This is a genomic window from Pseudomonas moraviensis subsp. stanleyae, assembly GCF_036283065.1.
In the GTDB taxonomy this organism is placed as follows: domain Bacteria; phylum Pseudomonadota; class Gammaproteobacteria; order Pseudomonadales; family Pseudomonadaceae; genus Aquipseudomonas; species Aquipseudomonas stanleyae.
In genome coordinates this window covers 316,157-332,958 of record NZ_JAADJI010000006.1, presented here as the reverse complement: position 1 = coordinate 332,958, position 16,802 = coordinate 316,157, and the positions used below count along the sequence as shown (strand labels likewise).

16 protein-coding genes are annotated in these 16,802 nt (G+C 61.0%); 10 read left to right on the top strand and 6 right to left on the bottom strand.

What is annotated here, in order from left to right:
- The first annotated feature begins 36 nt into the window (after positions 1 to 36).
- The 4 genes from GXB78_RS13180 (at position 37) to GXB78_RS13165 (ending at position 4,144) form a co-directional block, all read left to right on the top strand.
- Positions 37 to 1,134, top strand: a complete 1,098-nt coding sequence (locus GXB78_RS13180; RefSeq protein WP_329515694.1) for a polyamine ABC transporter substrate-binding protein — start codon at positions 37 to 39, stop codon at positions 1,132 to 1,134.
- A gap of 63 nt (positions 1,135 to 1,197) precedes the next feature.
- A complete protein-coding gene (locus tag GXB78_RS13175; RefSeq protein WP_016772662.1) occupies positions 1,198 to 2,340 on the top strand; it encodes an ABC transporter ATP-binding protein in 1,143 nt (380 codons plus the stop codon).
- Between the two features lie 35 nt (positions 2,341 to 2,375).
- Positions 2,376 to 3,257 carry an ABC transporter permease subunit gene (locus tag GXB78_RS13170; RefSeq protein ID WP_173867416.1) on the top strand — a complete coding sequence of 294 codons (882 nt, stop codon included), beginning with the start codon at positions 2,376 to 2,378 and terminating at the stop codon, positions 3,255 to 3,257.
- On the top strand, positions 3,254 to 4,144 hold the full coding sequence (locus tag GXB78_RS13165; RefSeq protein WP_122506169.1) for an ABC transporter permease subunit: 891 nt from the start codon (positions 3,254 to 3,256) through the stop codon (positions 4,142 to 4,144). Before GXB78_RS13170 ends, GXB78_RS13165 begins: the two co-directional genes overlap by 4 nt.
- A 142-nt stretch (positions 4,145 to 4,286) precedes the next feature.
- On the opposite strand, the gene GXB78_RS13160 is transcribed toward GXB78_RS13165, so the two are convergent.
- Positions 4,287 to 4,928 (bottom strand): HD domain-containing protein, encoded by a 642-nt coding sequence (locus GXB78_RS13160; RefSeq protein ID WP_329515693.1) that lies wholly within the window; start codon positions 4,926 to 4,928, stop codon positions 4,287 to 4,289.
- A gap of 311 nt (positions 4,929 to 5,239) precedes the next feature.
- Here GXB78_RS13160 and GXB78_RS13155 point away from each other — a divergent pair, with 311 nt between their 5' ends.
- Positions 5,240 to 6,205, top strand: coding sequence for a GlxA family transcriptional regulator (locus GXB78_RS13155; protein WP_329515692.1), 966 nt, complete (start codon positions 5,240 to 5,242; stop codon positions 6,203 to 6,205).
- Between the two features lie 201 nt (positions 6,206 to 6,406).
- On the opposite strand, the gene GXB78_RS13150 is transcribed toward GXB78_RS13155, so the two are convergent.
- Together GXB78_RS13150 and GXB78_RS13145 are read right to left on the bottom strand one after the other, a co-directional pair.
- Positions 6,407 to 8,815: a penicillin acylase family protein gene (locus GXB78_RS13150; protein ID WP_329515691.1), complete on the bottom strand. Its 2,409-nt coding sequence runs from the start codon at positions 8,813 to 8,815 to the stop codon at positions 6,407 to 6,409.
- Between the two features lie 102 nt (positions 8,816 to 8,917).
- Positions 8,918 to 9,496, bottom strand: a complete 579-nt coding sequence (locus GXB78_RS13145; RefSeq protein ID WP_329515690.1) for a DUF6436 domain-containing protein — start codon at positions 9,494 to 9,496, stop codon at positions 8,918 to 8,920.
- 99 nt (positions 9,497 to 9,595) lie between these two features.
- Here GXB78_RS13145 and GXB78_RS13140 point away from each other — a divergent pair, with 99 nt between their 5' ends.
- A complete protein-coding gene (locus GXB78_RS13140) occupies positions 9,596 to 10,543 on the top strand; it encodes a phospholipase BipL (RefSeq protein WP_329515689.1) in 948 nt (315 codons plus the stop codon).
- A 91-nt stretch (positions 10,544 to 10,634) separates the two neighbouring features.
- Here the strand turns inward: GXB78_RS13140 and GXB78_RS13135 are convergent, their stop codons facing one another.
- Positions 10,635 to 11,369 (bottom strand): DUF2059 domain-containing protein, encoded by a 735-nt coding sequence (locus tag GXB78_RS13135; RefSeq protein WP_130900339.1) that lies wholly within the window; start codon positions 11,367 to 11,369, stop codon positions 10,635 to 10,637.
- Between the two features lie 108 nt (positions 11,370 to 11,477).
- Between GXB78_RS13135 and GXB78_RS13130 the strand changes: the two genes are divergently transcribed.
- Together GXB78_RS13130 and GXB78_RS13125 are read left to right on the top strand one after the other, a co-directional pair.
- A complete protein-coding gene (locus tag GXB78_RS13130) occupies positions 11,478 to 12,110 on the top strand; it encodes a 2OG-Fe(II) oxygenase (RefSeq protein WP_329515688.1) in 633 nt (210 codons plus the stop codon).
- Between the two features lie 2 nt (positions 12,111 to 12,112).
- The gene (locus GXB78_RS13125; RefSeq protein WP_329515687.1) at positions 12,113 to 12,598 is read left to right on the top strand and encodes a DUF523 domain-containing protein; all 486 of its coding nucleotides are present in this window, start codon (positions 12,113 to 12,115) and stop codon (positions 12,596 to 12,598) included.
- A gap of 103 nt (positions 12,599 to 12,701) precedes the next feature.
- Here the strand turns inward: GXB78_RS13125 and GXB78_RS13120 are convergent, their stop codons facing one another.
- Positions 12,702 to 13,268, bottom strand: a complete 567-nt coding sequence (locus tag GXB78_RS13120) for a transporter substrate-binding domain-containing protein (RefSeq protein WP_329515686.1) — start codon at positions 13,266 to 13,268, stop codon at positions 12,702 to 12,704.
- A gap of 135 nt (positions 13,269 to 13,403) precedes the next feature.
- Between GXB78_RS13120 and GXB78_RS13115 the strand changes: the two genes are divergently transcribed.
- Positions 13,404 to 13,829: a DUF4399 domain-containing protein gene (locus GXB78_RS13115; protein ID WP_329515685.1), complete on the top strand. Its 426-nt coding sequence runs from the start codon at positions 13,404 to 13,406 to the stop codon at positions 13,827 to 13,829.
- A 122-nt stretch (positions 13,830 to 13,951) separates the two neighbouring features.
- On the opposite strand, the gene serA is transcribed toward GXB78_RS13115, so the two are convergent.
- Complete coding sequence (gene serA, locus GXB78_RS13110) at positions 13,952 to 15,181, bottom strand: phosphoglycerate dehydrogenase (RefSeq protein WP_025112046.1); 1,230 nt, start codon at positions 15,179 to 15,181, stop codon at positions 13,952 to 13,954.
- A 205-nt stretch (positions 15,182 to 15,386) separates the two neighbouring features.
- On the opposite strand from serA, the gene GXB78_RS13105 reads away from it, so the two are divergent.
- Positions 15,387 to 16,781: an FAD-binding oxidoreductase gene (locus tag GXB78_RS13105; RefSeq protein ID WP_042606516.1), complete on the top strand. Its 1,395-nt coding sequence runs from the start codon at positions 15,387 to 15,389 to the stop codon at positions 16,779 to 16,781.
- Positions 16,782 to 16,802 lie beyond the last annotated feature (21 nt).

Here is a 16,802-nt window from a genome sequence, read left to right as displayed (position 1 = left end):
GGCAACTTGGGCCCAATCCATTTAGAGGACCTCCACTTGCCTGTATTTTCTTCTTTGCGCAAAGCCCTGCTGGCCGCTGCCGGCCTGACAATCGCTGTCGGAGCCCAGGCCGCCGGTACGGTGCATATTTATAACTGGTCCGATTACATCGGCGAATCGACCCTGGCCGACTTCGAGAAAGAGACCGGGATCAAACCGGTCTACGACGTTTTCGACTCCAACGAAACCCTGGAAGGCAAGCTGCTCGCCGGGCGCACCGGTTACGACGTGGTCGTGCCGTCGAACCACTTCCTTGGCAAGCAGATCAAGGCGGGCGCGTTCCAGAAGCTCGACAAGGCGCAGCTGCCGAACTATTCCAACCTCGATCCGGTGCTGCTCAAGCGCCTGCAGCAGAACGACCCCGGCAACCTCTACGCCGTACCGTATCTGTGGGGCACCAACGGCATCGGCTACAACGTCGACAAGGTCAAAGCCGTGCTCGGCATCGACAAGATCGATTCCTGGGCCGTGCTGTTCGAGCCGGAAAACATCAAGAAGCTGCACAGCTGCGGCGTCGCGTTCCTCGATTCGGCAGATGAAATGATGCCGACCATGCTCAATTACCTGGGCCTGAACGCCAACAGCACCAACACCAAGGATTACGAAAAAGCCACCGCCAAGTTGCTCGCGGTGCGTCCGTACGTGACCTATTTCCACTCGTCGAAGTACATCGGCGACCTGGCCAACGGCGACATCTGCGTGGCCATCGGTTTCTCCGGCGACATTTTCCAGGCGAAGAACCGTGCCGAGGAAGCGAAGAAGGGCGTCAACATCGCCTACTCGATTCCGAAAGAGGGCGGCGCGCTGTGGTTCGACATGCTGGCGATCCCCAAGGATTCGTCCAACGTCAAGGAAGCCCACGCCTTCATCAATTATTTGCTGAAACCTGAGGTGATCGCCCAGGTCAGTGATTACGTCGGTTACGCCAACCCCAATCCGGGTTCGGACAAGCTGATGGAACAATCCATTCGCACCGATGAAGCGGTTTACCCACCGCAAGCAGTCCTCGACAAGACCTACGTGTCGACCGAGTTGCCAGCCAATATTCAGCGTTTGATGACCCGCAGCTGGACCAAGGTCAAGTCGGGCAAATAACGCACAAACTATCCAGGGTTCGTCTTGCGTGGCGAACTGCTGCTTCTGTTGGGAGTTTCGTAAATGGCAGTTGCCTCCGGCGCCTACAAGAAAGCCCTCGAGGGCGACCAGACACCCAAACAGGTGCTGGTCAAAATCGACCGGGTCACGAAGAAGTTCGACGAGACGATTGCCGTGGACGACGTGTCCCTGGAAATCAAGAAGGGCGAGATTTTTGCCCTGCTCGGCGGTTCGGGATCGGGCAAATCCACCTTGCTGAGGATGCTGGCAGGCTTCGAACGGCCCACGGAAGGGCGGATATTCCTCGACGGCGTCGATATCACCGACATGCCGCCGTACGACCGTCCGATCAACATGATGTTTCAGTCCTACGCCCTGTTCCCGCATATGACCGTGGCGCAGAACATCGCCTTCGGCCTGCAGCAGGACAAGATCCCCAAGGCCGAGATCGACGCCCGTGTGGCCGAAATGCTCAAGCTGGTGCAGATGAGCCAGTACGCCAAGCGCAAGCCGCATCAACTGTCCGGCGGTCAGCGTCAGCGCGTGGCCCTAGCCCGTTCGCTGGCCAAGCGGCCAAAGCTGCTGCTGCTCGACGAACCGATGGGCGCACTGGACAAGAAGCTGCGTTCGCAGATGCAGCTGGAACTGGTGGAAATCATCGAGCGCGTCGGCGTGACCTGCGTGATGGTGACCCACGACCAGGAAGAGGCCATGACCATGGCCGAGCGCATCGCGATCATGCACCTGGGCTGGATCGCGCAGATCGGCAGCCCGATCGACATCTACGAAACCCCGACCAGCCGTCTGGTCTGTGAATTCATCGGCAACGTCAACATCTTCGAGGGCGAAGTGATCGACGACGCCGAAGGCCACGCGACCATCACCTGCAAGGATCTCGACCGGCAGATCTACGTCGGCCACGGCATCAGCACCTCAGTGCAGGACAAGTCGGTCACCTACGCGATTCGCCCGGAGAAACTGTTGGTCACCGCCGACATGCCGACCTGCGAATACAACTGGTCGAGCGGCAAGGTCCACGACATCGCCTATCTGGGCGGGCACTCGGTGTTCTACGTCGAATTGCCGAGCGGCAAACTGGTGCAGTCGTTCGTCGCCAACGCCGAACGTCGCGGCGCGCGTCCGACCTGGGGCGATCAGGTCTACGTGTGGTGGGAAGACGACAGCGGCGTGGTACTTCGCTCATGAACATGCGCAAATTCAAACGCCGCATGAACCGAATCATCCCCAATGGCCGGCAGCTGGTCATCGGGGTGCCATTCATCTGGCTGTTCCTGTTCTTCATGCTGCCGTTCTTCATCGTTCTGAAGATCAGCTTCGCCGAAGCCGACGTGGCGATTCCGCCGTACACCGAGATCTACACCTACGCCGAGCAGAAGCTGCAACTGCTGCTGAACCTGGGCAACTACGCGATGCTCGGCGACGACGAGCTGTACATCGCCGCCTATCTCGGCTCGCTGAAAATGGCCTTTATCAGCACCGTGCTCTGCCTGCTGATCGGTTACCCGATGGCCTACGCCATCGCCAGTGCACGCAAGGAGCTGCAAACGGTGTTGGTGCTGTTGATCATGATGCCGACCTGGACCGCGATCCTGATCCGCGTCTACGCGTGGATGGGCATCCTCAGCAACAACGGCCTGCTCAACGGTTTCCTGATGAGCATGGGCCTGATCGACGAGCCGCTGCAGATCCTCAACACCAACCTCGCCGTGTACATCGGCGTGGTCTATTCGTACCTGCCGTTCATGATCCTGCCGCTGTACGCCAACCTGGTCAAACACGACCAGAGCCTGCTGGAAGCCGCGTCGGACCTGGGTTCGAGCACCTTCAACAGCTTCTGGAAAATCACCATTCCGCTGTCCAAGAACGGCATCATCGCCGGCTGCATGCTGGTGTTCATTCCGGTGGTTGGCGAGTTCGTGATTCCGGAACTGCTCGGCGGTCCGGAAACCCTGATGATCGGCAAGGTGCTCTGGCAAGAGTTCTTCAACAACCGCGACTGGCCGGTGGCATCCGCGCTGGCGGTGGTGATGCTGGCGATCCTGATTGTGCCGATCATCCTGTTCAACCGCAGTCAGGCCAAGGAAATGGAGGGTAAAGAATGAAGCGCTTCCGTTTCTCCAGCCTGATGCTGGTATTGGGTCTGCTGTTCATCTATCTGCCGATGCTGATCCTGGTGATCTACTCGTTCAACGCCTCGAAACTGGTGACGGTGTGGGGTGGCTGGTCGATCAAGTGGTACGTCGGCCTGCTCGACAACTCGCAGCTGATGGGCTCGGTGCTGCGCTCGCTGGAAATCGCCTGCTACACCGCGGTTGCTGCGGTGGCACTGGGTACCCTGGCAGCGTTCGTGCTGACCCGCATCACCCACTTCAAGGGTCGCACGCTGTTCGGCGGCCTGGTGACTGCGCCACTGGTGATGCCGGAAGTGATCACCGGTCTGTCGCTGTTGCTGCTGTTCGTGGCCATGGCGCAGATGATCGGCTGGCCGCAGGAGCGCGGCATCGTCACCATCTGGATCGCGCATACGACGTTCTGTGCAGCGTATGTGGCGGTGGTCGTGTCGGCGCGTTTGCGTGAGCTGGATCTGTCGATCGAAGAGGCGGCGATGGACTTGGGTGCGCGGCCGTGGAAGGTGTTCTTCCTGATCACCATCCCGATGATCGCGCCATCGCTGGCGGCGGGCGGGATGATGTCCTTCGCGCTGTCGCTGGATGACCTGGTGCTGGCGAGCTTCGTTTCCGGCCCGGGCTCGACGACCCTGCCGATGGAAGTGTTCTCGGCGGTGCGCCTCGGTGTGAAACCTGAGATCAACGCCGTGGCCAGTCTGATTCTGCTGGCGGTGTCGCTGGTGACCTTCCTCGTCTGGTTCTTCAGCCGCCGCGCCGAAGAAGCACGCAAGAAAGCCATCCAGCAAGCCATCGAAGAAAGCGCCGCCGATTCGTGGAAACAACCGGACGCGCGCCGCGCGCCTGCGCCACAATCGGCTTGAGCAATATCAGGTTGGCCTCAACCTCGAGGCCAACCCGGTTGTAAATGTGGGAGCGAGCCTGCTCGCGAAGACGGGGTGTCAGTCGACTCAGATGTCGGCTGACACAGCGCTTTCGCGAGCAGGCTCGCTCCCACATTCGATCTCAGTTGACCCAAGGAGAGCGGCGGATGACCTCGACGAAATTCATCGGTTTGAACCCCGGCTCCTGATCCACCAGCACATCAGTTTTCACATTGCCAAACGTGGTTTGCGGACGATGACGCAAGCCATCGGCGAACGCGCAGATGATGCACTCCTTGAAACCTTCCCCACGCGGATGCGCATGTACCACGGCTTCGCGCTGCACGCTGCTGAAGGCCGCGTAGTCCATGCCCAGCACGTCCATCTCAACCCCGGCCGTCACCAGTGCTACGGTCGGGCGCAGATGCCTGGGCACGCCCGGCGTGGTGTGCAACGCGATCGACAGCCACACTTGCTCGATATCGTCATCGCTCAGTCCGTACGGCTTGAGAAAGGCTGCCGCGGCATTCGCGCCGTCCACCTCGAAACGTTCGTCATCGCTGCGATGGCCTGCGACCAGACCGAGGTCGTGGAACATCGCGCCGACGTACAGCAGCTCAGGGTTGTAGGCGAGTTGCTGGCGCTCGCCGCTCAAGGCACCAAACAAAAACACCCGGCGCGAGTGGTGATAGAGCAGGTCGGATTCAATGTCGCGGATATATTCGGTGGTGGCCCGGGCGAGGGCGCTGTCAGGGATCTTGATGCCGGCGATGGTGCTGGTCATAACGGTTTCCTCTTCGAAAACGCCGTCGTGGCGCTGCTGGAGAAAGTCTGTTCCCGGCGCGGCGAGCGAACAATCGAGGCATGGCTGCGATCCTTGCCAATCCGCCTGCAAATCGTGCCAAGCTCGCTTGTCGGGTGTGGGTTGGCCAGGTTGGCTCGATCAACAAGCCAGGCACGGCCCATGTGGGAGCGAGCCTGCTCGCGAAGGCGGTGTGTCATTCGGCCGCTATGTTGCGTGTGATGACCTCTTCGCGAGCAGGCTCGCTCCCACAGGTTGGTGTGTTTGTCACAGGTATTGAGGACGTTTGAGCCATGCACAAATCCGTCGCCATCGTGGTATTCCCCGGCGTGCAGTCACTGGACGTCAGCGGCCCCATGGACGTGTTCGCCGAAGCCAACCGCTTTCTTGCGCCGCAGGATCACTATCGCTTGCAAGTGATCGGCGTCGAGCACGGGCCGCTGGCCTGTTCCAATGGAATGAGCCTGAACGCCCACTGCCACTTCAGCGAAGCAACGGATAGCCCCGACCTGTTGCTGGTCGCTGGCGGCCCGCAATTGCCGTTCATGGATTTCGGCCCGACGTTCGACGCCTGGCTGCGTGATGCCTGTGGTCGCGCCCGGCGTTTCGGTTCGATCTGCAACGGCGCGTTCATGCTCGCCCGCGCCGGTTTGCTCGAGGGGCGCACCGTCACCACGCACTGGAACGATGCCGAGGCGCTTGCGCAGTTGTGCCCGACCACGCGGGTCGAGGCGGATCGTCTGTATGTCGAGGACGGCGCGCTCTACACGTCGGCCGGGGTCACGGCGGGCATCGATCTGTCGCTGTACCTGCTGGCGCGCGACCACGGCGCCGAGGTGGCGCTGAGTGTGGCGAAACGGCTGGTGGTGTTCACCCAGCGCTCGGGCGGGCAATCGCAGTTCAGCCCATTCCTCACGCCACATGCCGAACCGACGTCAGCGGTGGCGCTGGTGCAGTTGTACGTGCTGGCCAATCTCACCGGCGACCTGACGATTGCCGATCTGGCCAATGCGGCGAACATGAGTGCACGCAATTTCTCGCGGGTGTTCGCGCGGGAAGCGAAAGTGACCCCGGCGGAATTCGTCGAACGGGCGCGGGTGGATGCAGCACGGGTGATGCTGGAAAGCACCACGGCGCCGTTGAAGACCGTGGCGTATCAATGCGGATTTCGTGATGCGCAACATATGCGCAGCGTGTTCAACCGGCGCTTGGGCGTGACGCCGCAGCAGTTTCGGCTGAATTTTGCGCTGAATGTTTGATCCGGGCTTGAGCTCGAAAGCCCTCACCCCAGCCCTCTCCCAAAGGGAGAGGGGGCCGACCGCGGTGTCTGGCGTGTTACATCGACCTGAAAGACCTTATCGATTATGGATTCGGTACCAATCTTGCACGTCGGCGTTTCTCCCCAATATCCCCCAATCGGTCCCCTCTCCCTCTGGGAGAGGGCTAGGGTGAGGGGCTCTTCAGGGCTTGCGCGCAGGCAACAGCTTCAACGTACTGCGGGTATTCGCCAGCACCTCTTCCTCACTGAAATGCGCCTGCACATAAATCCCCTCCACATACGCCTCGGCCTGATCGTCATAGTGACTGTCCAACGGCACGCCGCTCTGGCCGACCGGATTGATCGTCAGGGCATGCACCGCATCGGCGAAATCGACCAGACGCCGCGTCGACGGTCCATAGGTCACCGGCCATGGCGCCGGGCCGATTTTCGCCGAGAGGTTGTTCGGCACTTCGTGGCTGCCTGGCGCTGCGAACGGGCCGACGTTGAACAGCCGATCCAGTGGTTTCTGCTGGCCCAGCGGATGGCCGTGGGTCAGGGTGTGCGCCGCGCCCCACTGCCAACCCGCCACATCGTCGCCGAGGGTCAGTCGCAGATGCTGCATGCTTGCCGCCCACGCTGTGCGCACGATGTCGGCGCGGGTTTCCCTGGCTGGCGTGCTGCGATTGTCCCACCAGGGTGAATCAGCCTTCGCCGCCAATCGCGGCAAGGCCGAATCGATCACCCGCGTCGACAGCAGTGTTTCAAAGAAATCATTGCCCAACTCGTCGCGCATCGCCGCGTCGGCCAGGTCGTAGAGGAATTGGTTGAACACCGTCGCGCTGACCGAATCCAGCGGATAGTCGCCGGGCCACTGCGCCAGTTGCTCGACCAATTTGCGTTGCGCCGGATCGCTGATTACCTCACGCAACACCGGCAACAGCGGCGCCAACAGGCGCGGGCCGTAGCCGGTCGCCGTGCCCAGCTGCAGTTTCTGGTTGGCCTCGTTGCTCCACTTCACCCGGTTGTCGCTGAGCTGACGATCGAGCTGCTGACCGCGATCGGCGAGGTTGTAATAACCGGGAATCTCCATGCCGGTCGGCGATACCGGCTGGAAGTTGGCCGAGACGATATAGCCGCGCGCGGGGTTCTCTTCCTGCGGGTTGGCGCTGAACGGGTAGTAGCCGTCCTTGTCCGCCTCAGGCGTGCTGCCGTCGAGAATGAAGCCCGGTTTCACCCCGGCCGGACGTTTGGGCAACAGGGCCGATGCCCACCAGGCGATATCGCCCTTGGCATTGGCGTAAACCAGGTTCAGGCCCGGCGCCTGTACCTTGGCCGCCGCAGCGCGGGCCTTGGCCAGGGTATCGGCGCGGTTGAGCTGATAGAAACCTTCGAGGATCGGATTCGGTGTTTCGAGGAACGCCCACCACATTGCAATCGGGGTTTTCCCGGCAGCGCTGCCGAGGGCATCGTTGACGATCGGCCCATGCGGCGACTGGCGCAAGGTGATCGTCACCGGCGCCTGGCCTTTCACATTGATCTGCTGCTCGCTGACGAGCATGTCGGTCCACTGGCCGCGATACCAGACTTGATTGGAATTGTCCGGGTTGACCTTCTCGGCGATCAGATCGAGGTCGTCGTTCTGGAACATGGTCAGGCTCCAGCCGAAGTCGAGGTTGTGCCCCAGAAACGCGAACGGCACCAGCGCCTGATGGTGGCCGTACAACTCGAAACCCGGCGCCGAGAGCTGCGCCTCGTACCACACCGACGGCACCGAGAAACGGATGTGCGGATCGCCGGCCAGCAACGGCTTGCCACTCTGGCTGCGGCTGCCGGCAATAACCCAGGCGTTGCTGCCCTCGAACTGCGGCAGACCGTTGTCGATCAGTGCCTGTTCGCTGAGGCGAGCGAGGGCGGTGAGGTCTTGCCAGTCGCCGGCGGCGAGGGCCGGCGCATGCCTGGCGTGATCGGTGGCGAGTACGCCTTTGGCCTGCCAGTCCAGATCAAACACATTGAGGTAATCGGTGCCGAGCTGATCGCGCACGTAGGTCAGCAGCGGCTCGGTGCGAAACGCGGCGGCAAAGCTGTAGGCCATGTAACCGGCGACGCTGATGCTGTCTTCGGCGGTGAACGGCCGCTTGGGGATGCCCAGCACGTCAAACTCGATCGGCGCGGCGTGGCTGTCCTGATATTGGTTGATGCCGTCCAGATAAGCTTGCAGGCCCTTCCATGCCGGCGACTGCTTGTCGAGGCTGGCGACATAACTGGCCGCACGCTCGCGGATGCGCAGGCTGCGAAACAGCTTGTCGGTGTCGAGCAGTTTCGGCCCGAGCACTTCGGCCAGCTCACCGCGGGCGAGGCGACGCATGGCTTCCATCTGGAACAGACGATCCTGCGCGTGGACATAGCCGAGGGCGCGATAGAGGTCGGTTTCGTTCTCGGCGCGGATATGCGGCACACCGCGCTCGTCATAACGCACGGTCACCGAGCCTTGCAGGTTATGCAGCTCCACCTGACCCTGGCGCGTCGGCTGCTTGCTGTAGATATACCCGCCAGCGGCGCAGAGCAGGACAACGATGAGCAGGGCAACAACGATCAACGCACGCTTCATGGTGACTCCTTGTGCAGGCGGGTGGGCCGCCCGTCGGGCTGCAAACATTTAGCACAGAGCATCTGTGCGATGCAGCGCTGTCCTCGAAAAGTCCGGAATGCCTTACCGCGCATCCGCCGGCCACGGGCAATAACAACCCACCGCCAAGGTGTGCGTAGCGTTCACCGGGCGATCTTCCGTCAGGGCATGCAGGATCGGTTCGATAAAGCTGTTGCTGGAATTGCAGGTCAGGCCTTCGCTGTACGGGCCGAAGTAGGCGAGTTTGCCACTGCGATCCCAGATCGCCACGGCGGGGCTGGCGGGGATCTTTTCGGAGCCGGGCAGGACGATGATGGTTTTCAGGCCGGCGAGGGTGGCGGGCAACTGACCGTGGCTGCCGGGTTTTTGCACGGCGAAGAACTCCACGCCGCGCGCGCCGAACTGTTCGACCATCTCGCTCAGGTGCTGTTGATTGCCGACGTTGCACGGACAGGCCGGGTCCCAGAAATGCACGAGACGGATATTGCCCGGCCCGGCGAGGTTGTCCGGCAGGCGCAGCGGATCGCCGGAAAACACTGCGGTGTGTTCGCTGAACGCGCGCAGATAGCGCCCCTGAAACCAGTCATACGCCGCCCACAGCACCCCGGCGCAGATCAGCGCGAGCAGGCTGGCGAACAGTGCGGTGCGGTAGGGCGAACGCATGGTTTTCGATCCTCGAAAGGCCGGCTAGCTTGCCATGTCTGTCGCGACAGATGAATATCGCAGGCCGATAAAGTCCGTTTACCGCTTTGGAATGTGCGCATGCCTGATTCTTTCGACCCCGATCATTTACGTGCGAGCCTCAAGCCGTTGGCCGAGTGGCAGCCGTTATCGGATGAGGCGAAGGCTTATCAGCGCTTCTACAAGACCGACTTCGCCGAGCGCGATGTGTGGCGCGGCATGGGTCGTTTCGAGGTCGATGGCTACGAGCTGGTCAGCCATTGCTGGTGGCCGGAGAAGGTCAAGGCGACGCTGTTTCTGCTGCACGGTTACTACGACCACATCGGCCTGTACCGTCATGTGATCGAGTGGGCGCTGGATCAGGATTTCGCCGTGATCGCCTGCGACTTGCCGGGGCATGGGCTGTCGAGCGGGCCGCGGGCGAGCATCCGCGATTTCGCTGAATATCAGCACATGCTGCAAGCGCTGTTCGCGGAAGCGAATTCGATCGCGCTGCCACAGCCGTGGCATTTGTGCGGGCAGAGCACCGGGGGCGCGATTGTCGTCGATCACCTGCTCAACCATGGCGAGAACAGCCCGGCGCAGGGGCAGGTGATTCTGCTGGCGCCGTTGGTGCGACCACGGGCCTGGGGTTGGTCGCAGTTGAGTTATTACCTGCTGCGGCCGTTTGTTCGCGGTGTGGCGCGACGCTTCAGCGAAAACTCCAACGATCCGGACTTTCTGCCGTTTCTGCAGGCCGATCCGTTACAGCCTCGGCGTCTGCCGACGAAGTGGGTGGGCGCGCTGTCGCGCTGGATCATCCGCGTCGAGCACGCGAAAAAAAGTCCGCGACGGCCGCTGATCATTCAGGGGCAGGCGGACATGACTGTGGACTGGCAGCACAATCTGCAGGTGTTGAAATGGAAGTTCGACCGGCCGCAGATTCTGCTGCTGGCCGAGGCACGGCATCACCTGGCCAATGAAACGGCGGAGATGCGTGAGGAGTATTTCGAATTCTTGAGCAAGCGGATCAGGGGCAGGAATCTCTGAAGCGTTAAGGCAAGATCAAAAGATCGCAGCCTTCGGCAGCTCCTACAGGGGAACGCGTTTCAATGTAGGAGCTGCCGAAGGCTGCGATCTTTTAAGGTTGGCCGACCGCCAACCCCGCCCGAATCGCCGCCAGCGCCGCCTGATAGTAAGCCTTGCCCTCGGTCGACTCGGCAAACGTCGCAAACTCTTCCAGCTCTTCATCCGACAAATCGCGATAAACGTAGAGCAGGGTGTTGTTCAGATCGGCGCCGATCTGATCCATCAGCCGCTGGCGTTGGCCGTTCAGCATGCCCTGCGCCTGACCGCCACCGAGCAGCCCCGGAATCATCGAACTCAAACTGTCCGCCGCGACGCCGGCAATCGCCAGACTCACCTCGGCGCCAGCCTCACGGGCCGGCAGGGCCTGGGCGAGATGGCCGATGATCAGCAAACGACTGTCGCTGGCCTGCATTTTTGGCAGGCCCTGGGCATTTTTCGCCAATTGATCGCGGCGGGTCGCGAGCAGCTCGGCGGCGACGATCTTCTTGCCCAGCGGTGACTGGAAAAAGGTCAGCGCCGGTTTCGGATCAGCGAGTTTCTGCCGCAGTTGCGCTTCGGCGCGTTGATCCATGGCCTGCGCGGCGAACCGCTGGTTGCTGTTGTTGACCAGTGCTTGAAACACCGCAGGCGGCAGGCTGTTCTGATAGCGCTGCTGGGCGGCACTCAGGGCATCGTTGAAATGCGCGCGTTGTTCTGGCCAGCCGGCGACCTTGTACAACTGATCAAAGCCGTCCGCCCAGGCGGGCAATACGCAGAACATCAACAGTGAAAAAAGCAAACGGCGCATAGGGACTCCTGTCAGCAGCGGACTATTCTCCGTGCGGTGCCGGTACTTGTCGAGAATTCGTAGCAAGCCGCTGCGTGGCTCTGTCGGATTTGTTGCCGTCGGCATACTATGCGCGCCATGCCGATATCCTCTGAACACCCGCTGCTGTTACGCATTGTCGACGACCTGGCCGAACACGGCTGGTCACAGCAGAACATCTTCCTGCCCGCCGATCTGACCCGGGCGCTGGCGGCCGAGTGCCGTAAACGTGAGGCCGAGGGAGAACTGGCGCCGGCGGCGGTCGGGCGCGGACCGTTTTCGGAGATTCGCGAGGGTATTCGCGGCGACCATATCCAGTGGATCGACCCGGGTCAGGCTGACGCCACTGACCGCTACCTGAGCCTGATGGACAGCCTGCGCGAGGCACTCAATCGCGGCTTGTTTCTTGGCCTTGAAGACTTCGAATGCCATTTCGCCCTGTACCCGCCCGGCGCGTTTTATCGCAAGCACGTCGACCGCTTTCGTGACGACGATCGGCGCATGGTTTCGGCGGTGATCTACCTCAATGACGCGTGGCTGCCGGAGGACGGTGGCCAGTTGCGCATGTACCTTGGCGATGAGCGCATACACGACGTGCAGCCTACCGGTGGCTGCCTTGTGGTGTTCCTTTCCGGCGAAGTACCCCACGAAGTACTGCCGGCCCATCGCGAGCGGCTGTCGCTGACCGGATGGTTTCGTCGGCGTGGCAACGAGCCGTTCTGAAGATGGAAAAGATCCTGGTCAGCCGCTGCCTGTTGGGCCATCGCGTGCGTTATGACGGTGGCGCGAGTGGTCCGTTTGATCTGCTTGAGCAGTGGATCGAAGAAGGCCGGGTAGTGCCATTGTGTCCGGAAGTGGCCGGTGGTTTGCCGACGCCGAGGGCGGCGGCGGAGATTCCCGGCGGGCAGGGCGGTGAGGTGCTGGATGGCAATGCTGCTGTCATCACTACCGAAGGCGAGGATGTCAGTGCGCAGTTTCTCGAGGGCGCACGGCAGGCGCTTGAGTTGGTGAAAAAGCACGGCATTCGGGTGGCGGTGCTCAAGGCCGACAGTCCGTCTTGCGGGAATCTGCTGACGTATGACGGGACGTTCAGCGGGGTCAAGGTCAATGGCGAAGGGGTGACGGCGGCGTTGCTCAAGCGTCATGGGGTTCGGGTGTTCAGTGAGCTTGAACTACGGCAAGCCGCGCAAGCCCTGACCCGACTCGATTAAAAGTTTCATCGCAAATCCAACTGTAGGAGCTGACGAGTGAAACGAGGCTGCGATCTTTTGATCTTCAAAATCAACATCAAAAGATCGCAGCCTGCGGCAGCTCCTACGGTTCGGTGAACCACTTCTTCGACAGCGCCGCCAGGCGTCCGTCGTCTTTGATCCGCTGCATCGCGCTCTTGAGACTGGCCTGAAACGCCGGATTACCCTTCTGAAACGGAATCGCCAGTTCTACCGGCTCAACCGCTTTCGGCTTCTCTTCGGTCAATGCCTGCACCAGCACCATCGGCCGCGGCGTCTCGTCCTTCTTCGCCAGCAATTGCCCGTCGACCTCGCCGTACGGCTCGCTGAAGTCGAAACGATCCTTGAGTTCGGGTGTCAGTGCTATGTGGTTGAGCGCGACGTCGTACTTGCCGCTTTCAACGCCCTGGAGCAGATCGCCCGCGTCGGTGACGATGAAGTCGGCGCGTACATCCAGCTCCTTGGCCAGAAGTTGCCCAAGCTCGACCTCGAACCCCGTGAGTGTGTCGCCTTCCTTGTAATTGAAGGGCGGTGTATTAGCCTCAAGGGCTATGCGCAACTCGCCACGGTCGTTGACGTCATCAATCAGTTCGGCGTGAGCCAGCGGGCTTAAAAGGGGTAGCAGGCAGATCAGGCCAGGCAGCAAGCGCATGGTCACTCCTTTGAAATCATTATCGCGACGCTCTGATTCAGGCTCGCTTTGCTATGGTTGTCGAGTGCCTTCGACAACGAATGGTCATGAAGTTGTCATGACCGTGCGGATTTTACGGAAAAACTGGAGAAGAAAATGAAAAGCTTTATGTCACGTGCAGCGTTGGCCGGTGTGCTGATGGGTGTTTCGGTGCTGGCCAGTGCGGCAACGCCGGCTCCCAAGGATGCTGAAGTGTTCATCGTTTCTCCCGAGGACGGCGCTACGGTCTCGCGGACCTTCACCGTCAAGTTTGGTACCAAGAACGTCGCGCTGGCACCGGCCGGTGATGTCACCAAAAACACCGGGCACCATCATTTGCTGATCGACGCCAAGGAAATCGTTCCTGCCGGCTCGGTCGTCCCTACCGATGCCAATCATATGCACTTCGGCAAGGCGCAGACCCAGGCTGACATCAAGCTCGCCCCGGGCAAGCACACCTTGCAGTTGGAGCTTGGCGACAGCGGTCACATGGCATTCGACCCGCCCATCGTCTCCAAGAAAATCACCGTCAACGTCGAATAAAAGAAGGGAGCCCTTTCGGGGCTCCCTTCTTTTATTCAGCTTCAAGTGGCTAGCTGCAAGCGGCAAGTAAAGGCAAAAGCGCTTTTCACTTGCCGCTTGTAGCTTGAAGCTCGCAACTGCTGTTAGAACAGCACCCGGCTACGGATAGTACCGTTGACGTGTTGCAGCTTCTCTTGCGCCAGCTCGGAGTACTCGGCGTCGACGTCGATCACCACGTAGCCGACCTTCTCGTTGGTCTGCAGGAACTGACCGGAGATGTTGATGCCGTTTTCGGCGAAGACCTTGTTGATCTCGCTCATCACACCCGGGATGTTCTCGTGGATGTGCAGCAGGCGGTGCTTGCCAGGGTGAGCCGGCAGGGCCACTTCCGGGAAGTTGACCGACGACACCGAAGTACCGTTGTCGCTGTACTTGACCAGTTTTTCCGCCACTTCCAGACCGATGTTGGCTTGCGCCTCGGCAGTCGAGCCACCGATGTGCGGGGTCAGGATCACGTTGTCGAGGCCACGCAGCGGGCTTTCGAACTCTTCGTCGTTGGAGCGTGGCTCCACCGGGAACACGTCGATGGCCGCGCCGATCAGGTGCTTGTCCTTGATCGCGTCCGCCAGGGCGTCGAGCTCGACCACGGTGCCGCGTGCGGCGTTGATCAGGATGCCGCCCTTCTTGATGGCGCGGATTTCCTTCTCGCCGATCATCCACTGGGTCGCCGCGGTTTCCGGGACGTGCAGGGTGACGATGTCGGACATGCCCAGCAGCTCATGCAGATTGCCGACCTGGGTGGCGTTGCCCAGTGGCAACTTGGTCACGGTGTCATAGAAGAACACCTGCATGCCCAGCCCTTCGGCCAGCACCGACAGCTGCGTGCCGATTGAGCCGTAGCCGACGATGCCGAGCTTCTTGCCACGGATCTCGAACGAGTTGGCGGCGGACTTGATCCAGCCGCCACGGTGGCAGGAGGCGTTTTTCTCAGGGATGCCGCGCAGCAGCAGGATCGCTTCGGCCAGCACCAGCTCGGCTACGGAACGGGTGTTGGAGTACGGCGCGTTGAACACGGCGATACCGCGCTCGCGGGCCGCACTGAGGTCAACCTGGTTGGTGCCGATGCAGAAACAGCCGACCGCGACCAGTTTCTTCGCGTGATCGAAGATCTCTTCGGTCAGTTGCGTGCGCGAGCGAATGCCGATGAAGTGAGCGTCAGCGATCTTTTCCTTGAGCTGGGCTTCCGGCAAGGAACCAGTCAGGTATTCGATGCTGGTGTAGCCCGCCGCCTTGAGGACGTCGACAGCCGATTGGTGGACGCCTTCGAGAAGAAGGAACTTGATCTTGCTCTTATCGAGAGAAGTCTTGCTCATCTGCGTAAACCTGTATCCCGGAGAAAAATGGCAGGGAGGGAGCAGCCTGGAGCTGACCCGCACGGCAACAAAGCCGTCACCGCGGATCTGGCCTTGGGCACTGTCCTGCGGGGTCGGTATGCTAGCATAGCCACCCCGCTAAACACTCATTCCTGCGACGTGAAGCGTTCTCAGGATGACCATGAATTGTTCGAGAGTTCTGTCGATGACCAATCCTGCGCTGATTGATGAACTGAAGACCCTGGTTGAGCCTGGCAAAGTCCTCACCGACGCCGACTCCCTGAATGCTTACGGCAAGGATTGGACCAAGCACTTCGCGCCGGCGCCGAGCGCCATCGTGTTTCCCAAGACCATCGAACAAGTGCAGGCCGTGGTGCGTTGGGCCAACACCCACAAGGTTGCGCTGGTGCCGTCCGGCGGGCGTACCGGGTTGTCCGCCGCTGCGGTGGCGGCCAATGGCGAAGTGGTGGTTTCGTTCGATTACATGAACCAGATTCTCGACGTCAATCTCACTGACCGCACTGCCGTCTGCCAGCCGGGCGTGGTCACCGAGCATCTGCAGAACGTCGCCGAGGAAAACGGCTTGTACTACCCGGTCGATTTCGCGTCGGCGGGTTCCAGCCAGATTGGCGGCAACATCGGCACCAATGCCGGCGGGATCAAAGTGATTCGCTACGGCATGACCCGCAATTGGGTGGCCGGCATGAAAGTCGTCACCGGCAAGGGCGACGTGCTCGAGCTGAACAAGGACCTGATCAAGAACGCCACCGGTTACGACCTGCGCCAGCTGTTCATTGGCGCCGAAGGCACCCTCGGCTTCGTCGTCGAAGCGACCATGCGCCTTGATCGCGCGCCGAAAAACCTCACGGCGATGGTCCTCGGCACCGCCGATTTCGATTCGATCATGCCGGTGCTGCATGCCTTCCAGGGCAAGCTCGACCTGACCGCGTTCGAATTCTTCTCCGACAAGGCCCTGGCCAAGGTCATGGGCCGGGGCGACGTGCCGGCGCCGTTCGACACCGACTGCCCGTTCTACGCCCTGCTGGAGTTCGAAGCGACCACTGAAGAAGTTGCCAACAGCGCGCTGGAAACCTTCGAGCACTGCGTTGAGCAGGGCTGGGTACTCGACGGCGTGATGAGCCAGAGCGAAACCCAGTTGCACAATCTGTGGAAGCTGCGCGAATACATCTCCGAAACCATCTCGCACTGGACGCCGTACAAGAACGACATCTCGGTGACCGTTTCCAGGGTGCCGGCGTTCCTGCGCGAGATCGACGCGATTGTCGGCGAGCACTATCCGGATTTCGAAATCGTCTGGTTCGGCCACATCGGCGACGGCAATCTGCACCTGAACATCCTCAAGCCGGAAAACCTGAGCAAGGACGAGTTCTTTGCCAAGTGCGCCACCGTCAACAAGTGGGTGTTCGAAACCGTCGAGAAATACAACGGCTCGATCTCGGCCGAACACGGCGTGGGCATGACCAAACGTGATTACCTGACCTACAGCCGCTCGCCGGCGGAGATCGAGTACATGAAAGCGGTCAAGGCAGTGTTCGACCCGAACGGCATCATGAACCCGGGGAAAATATTCCCGGTTTGATCGGTAATCTCTGTTGAATCA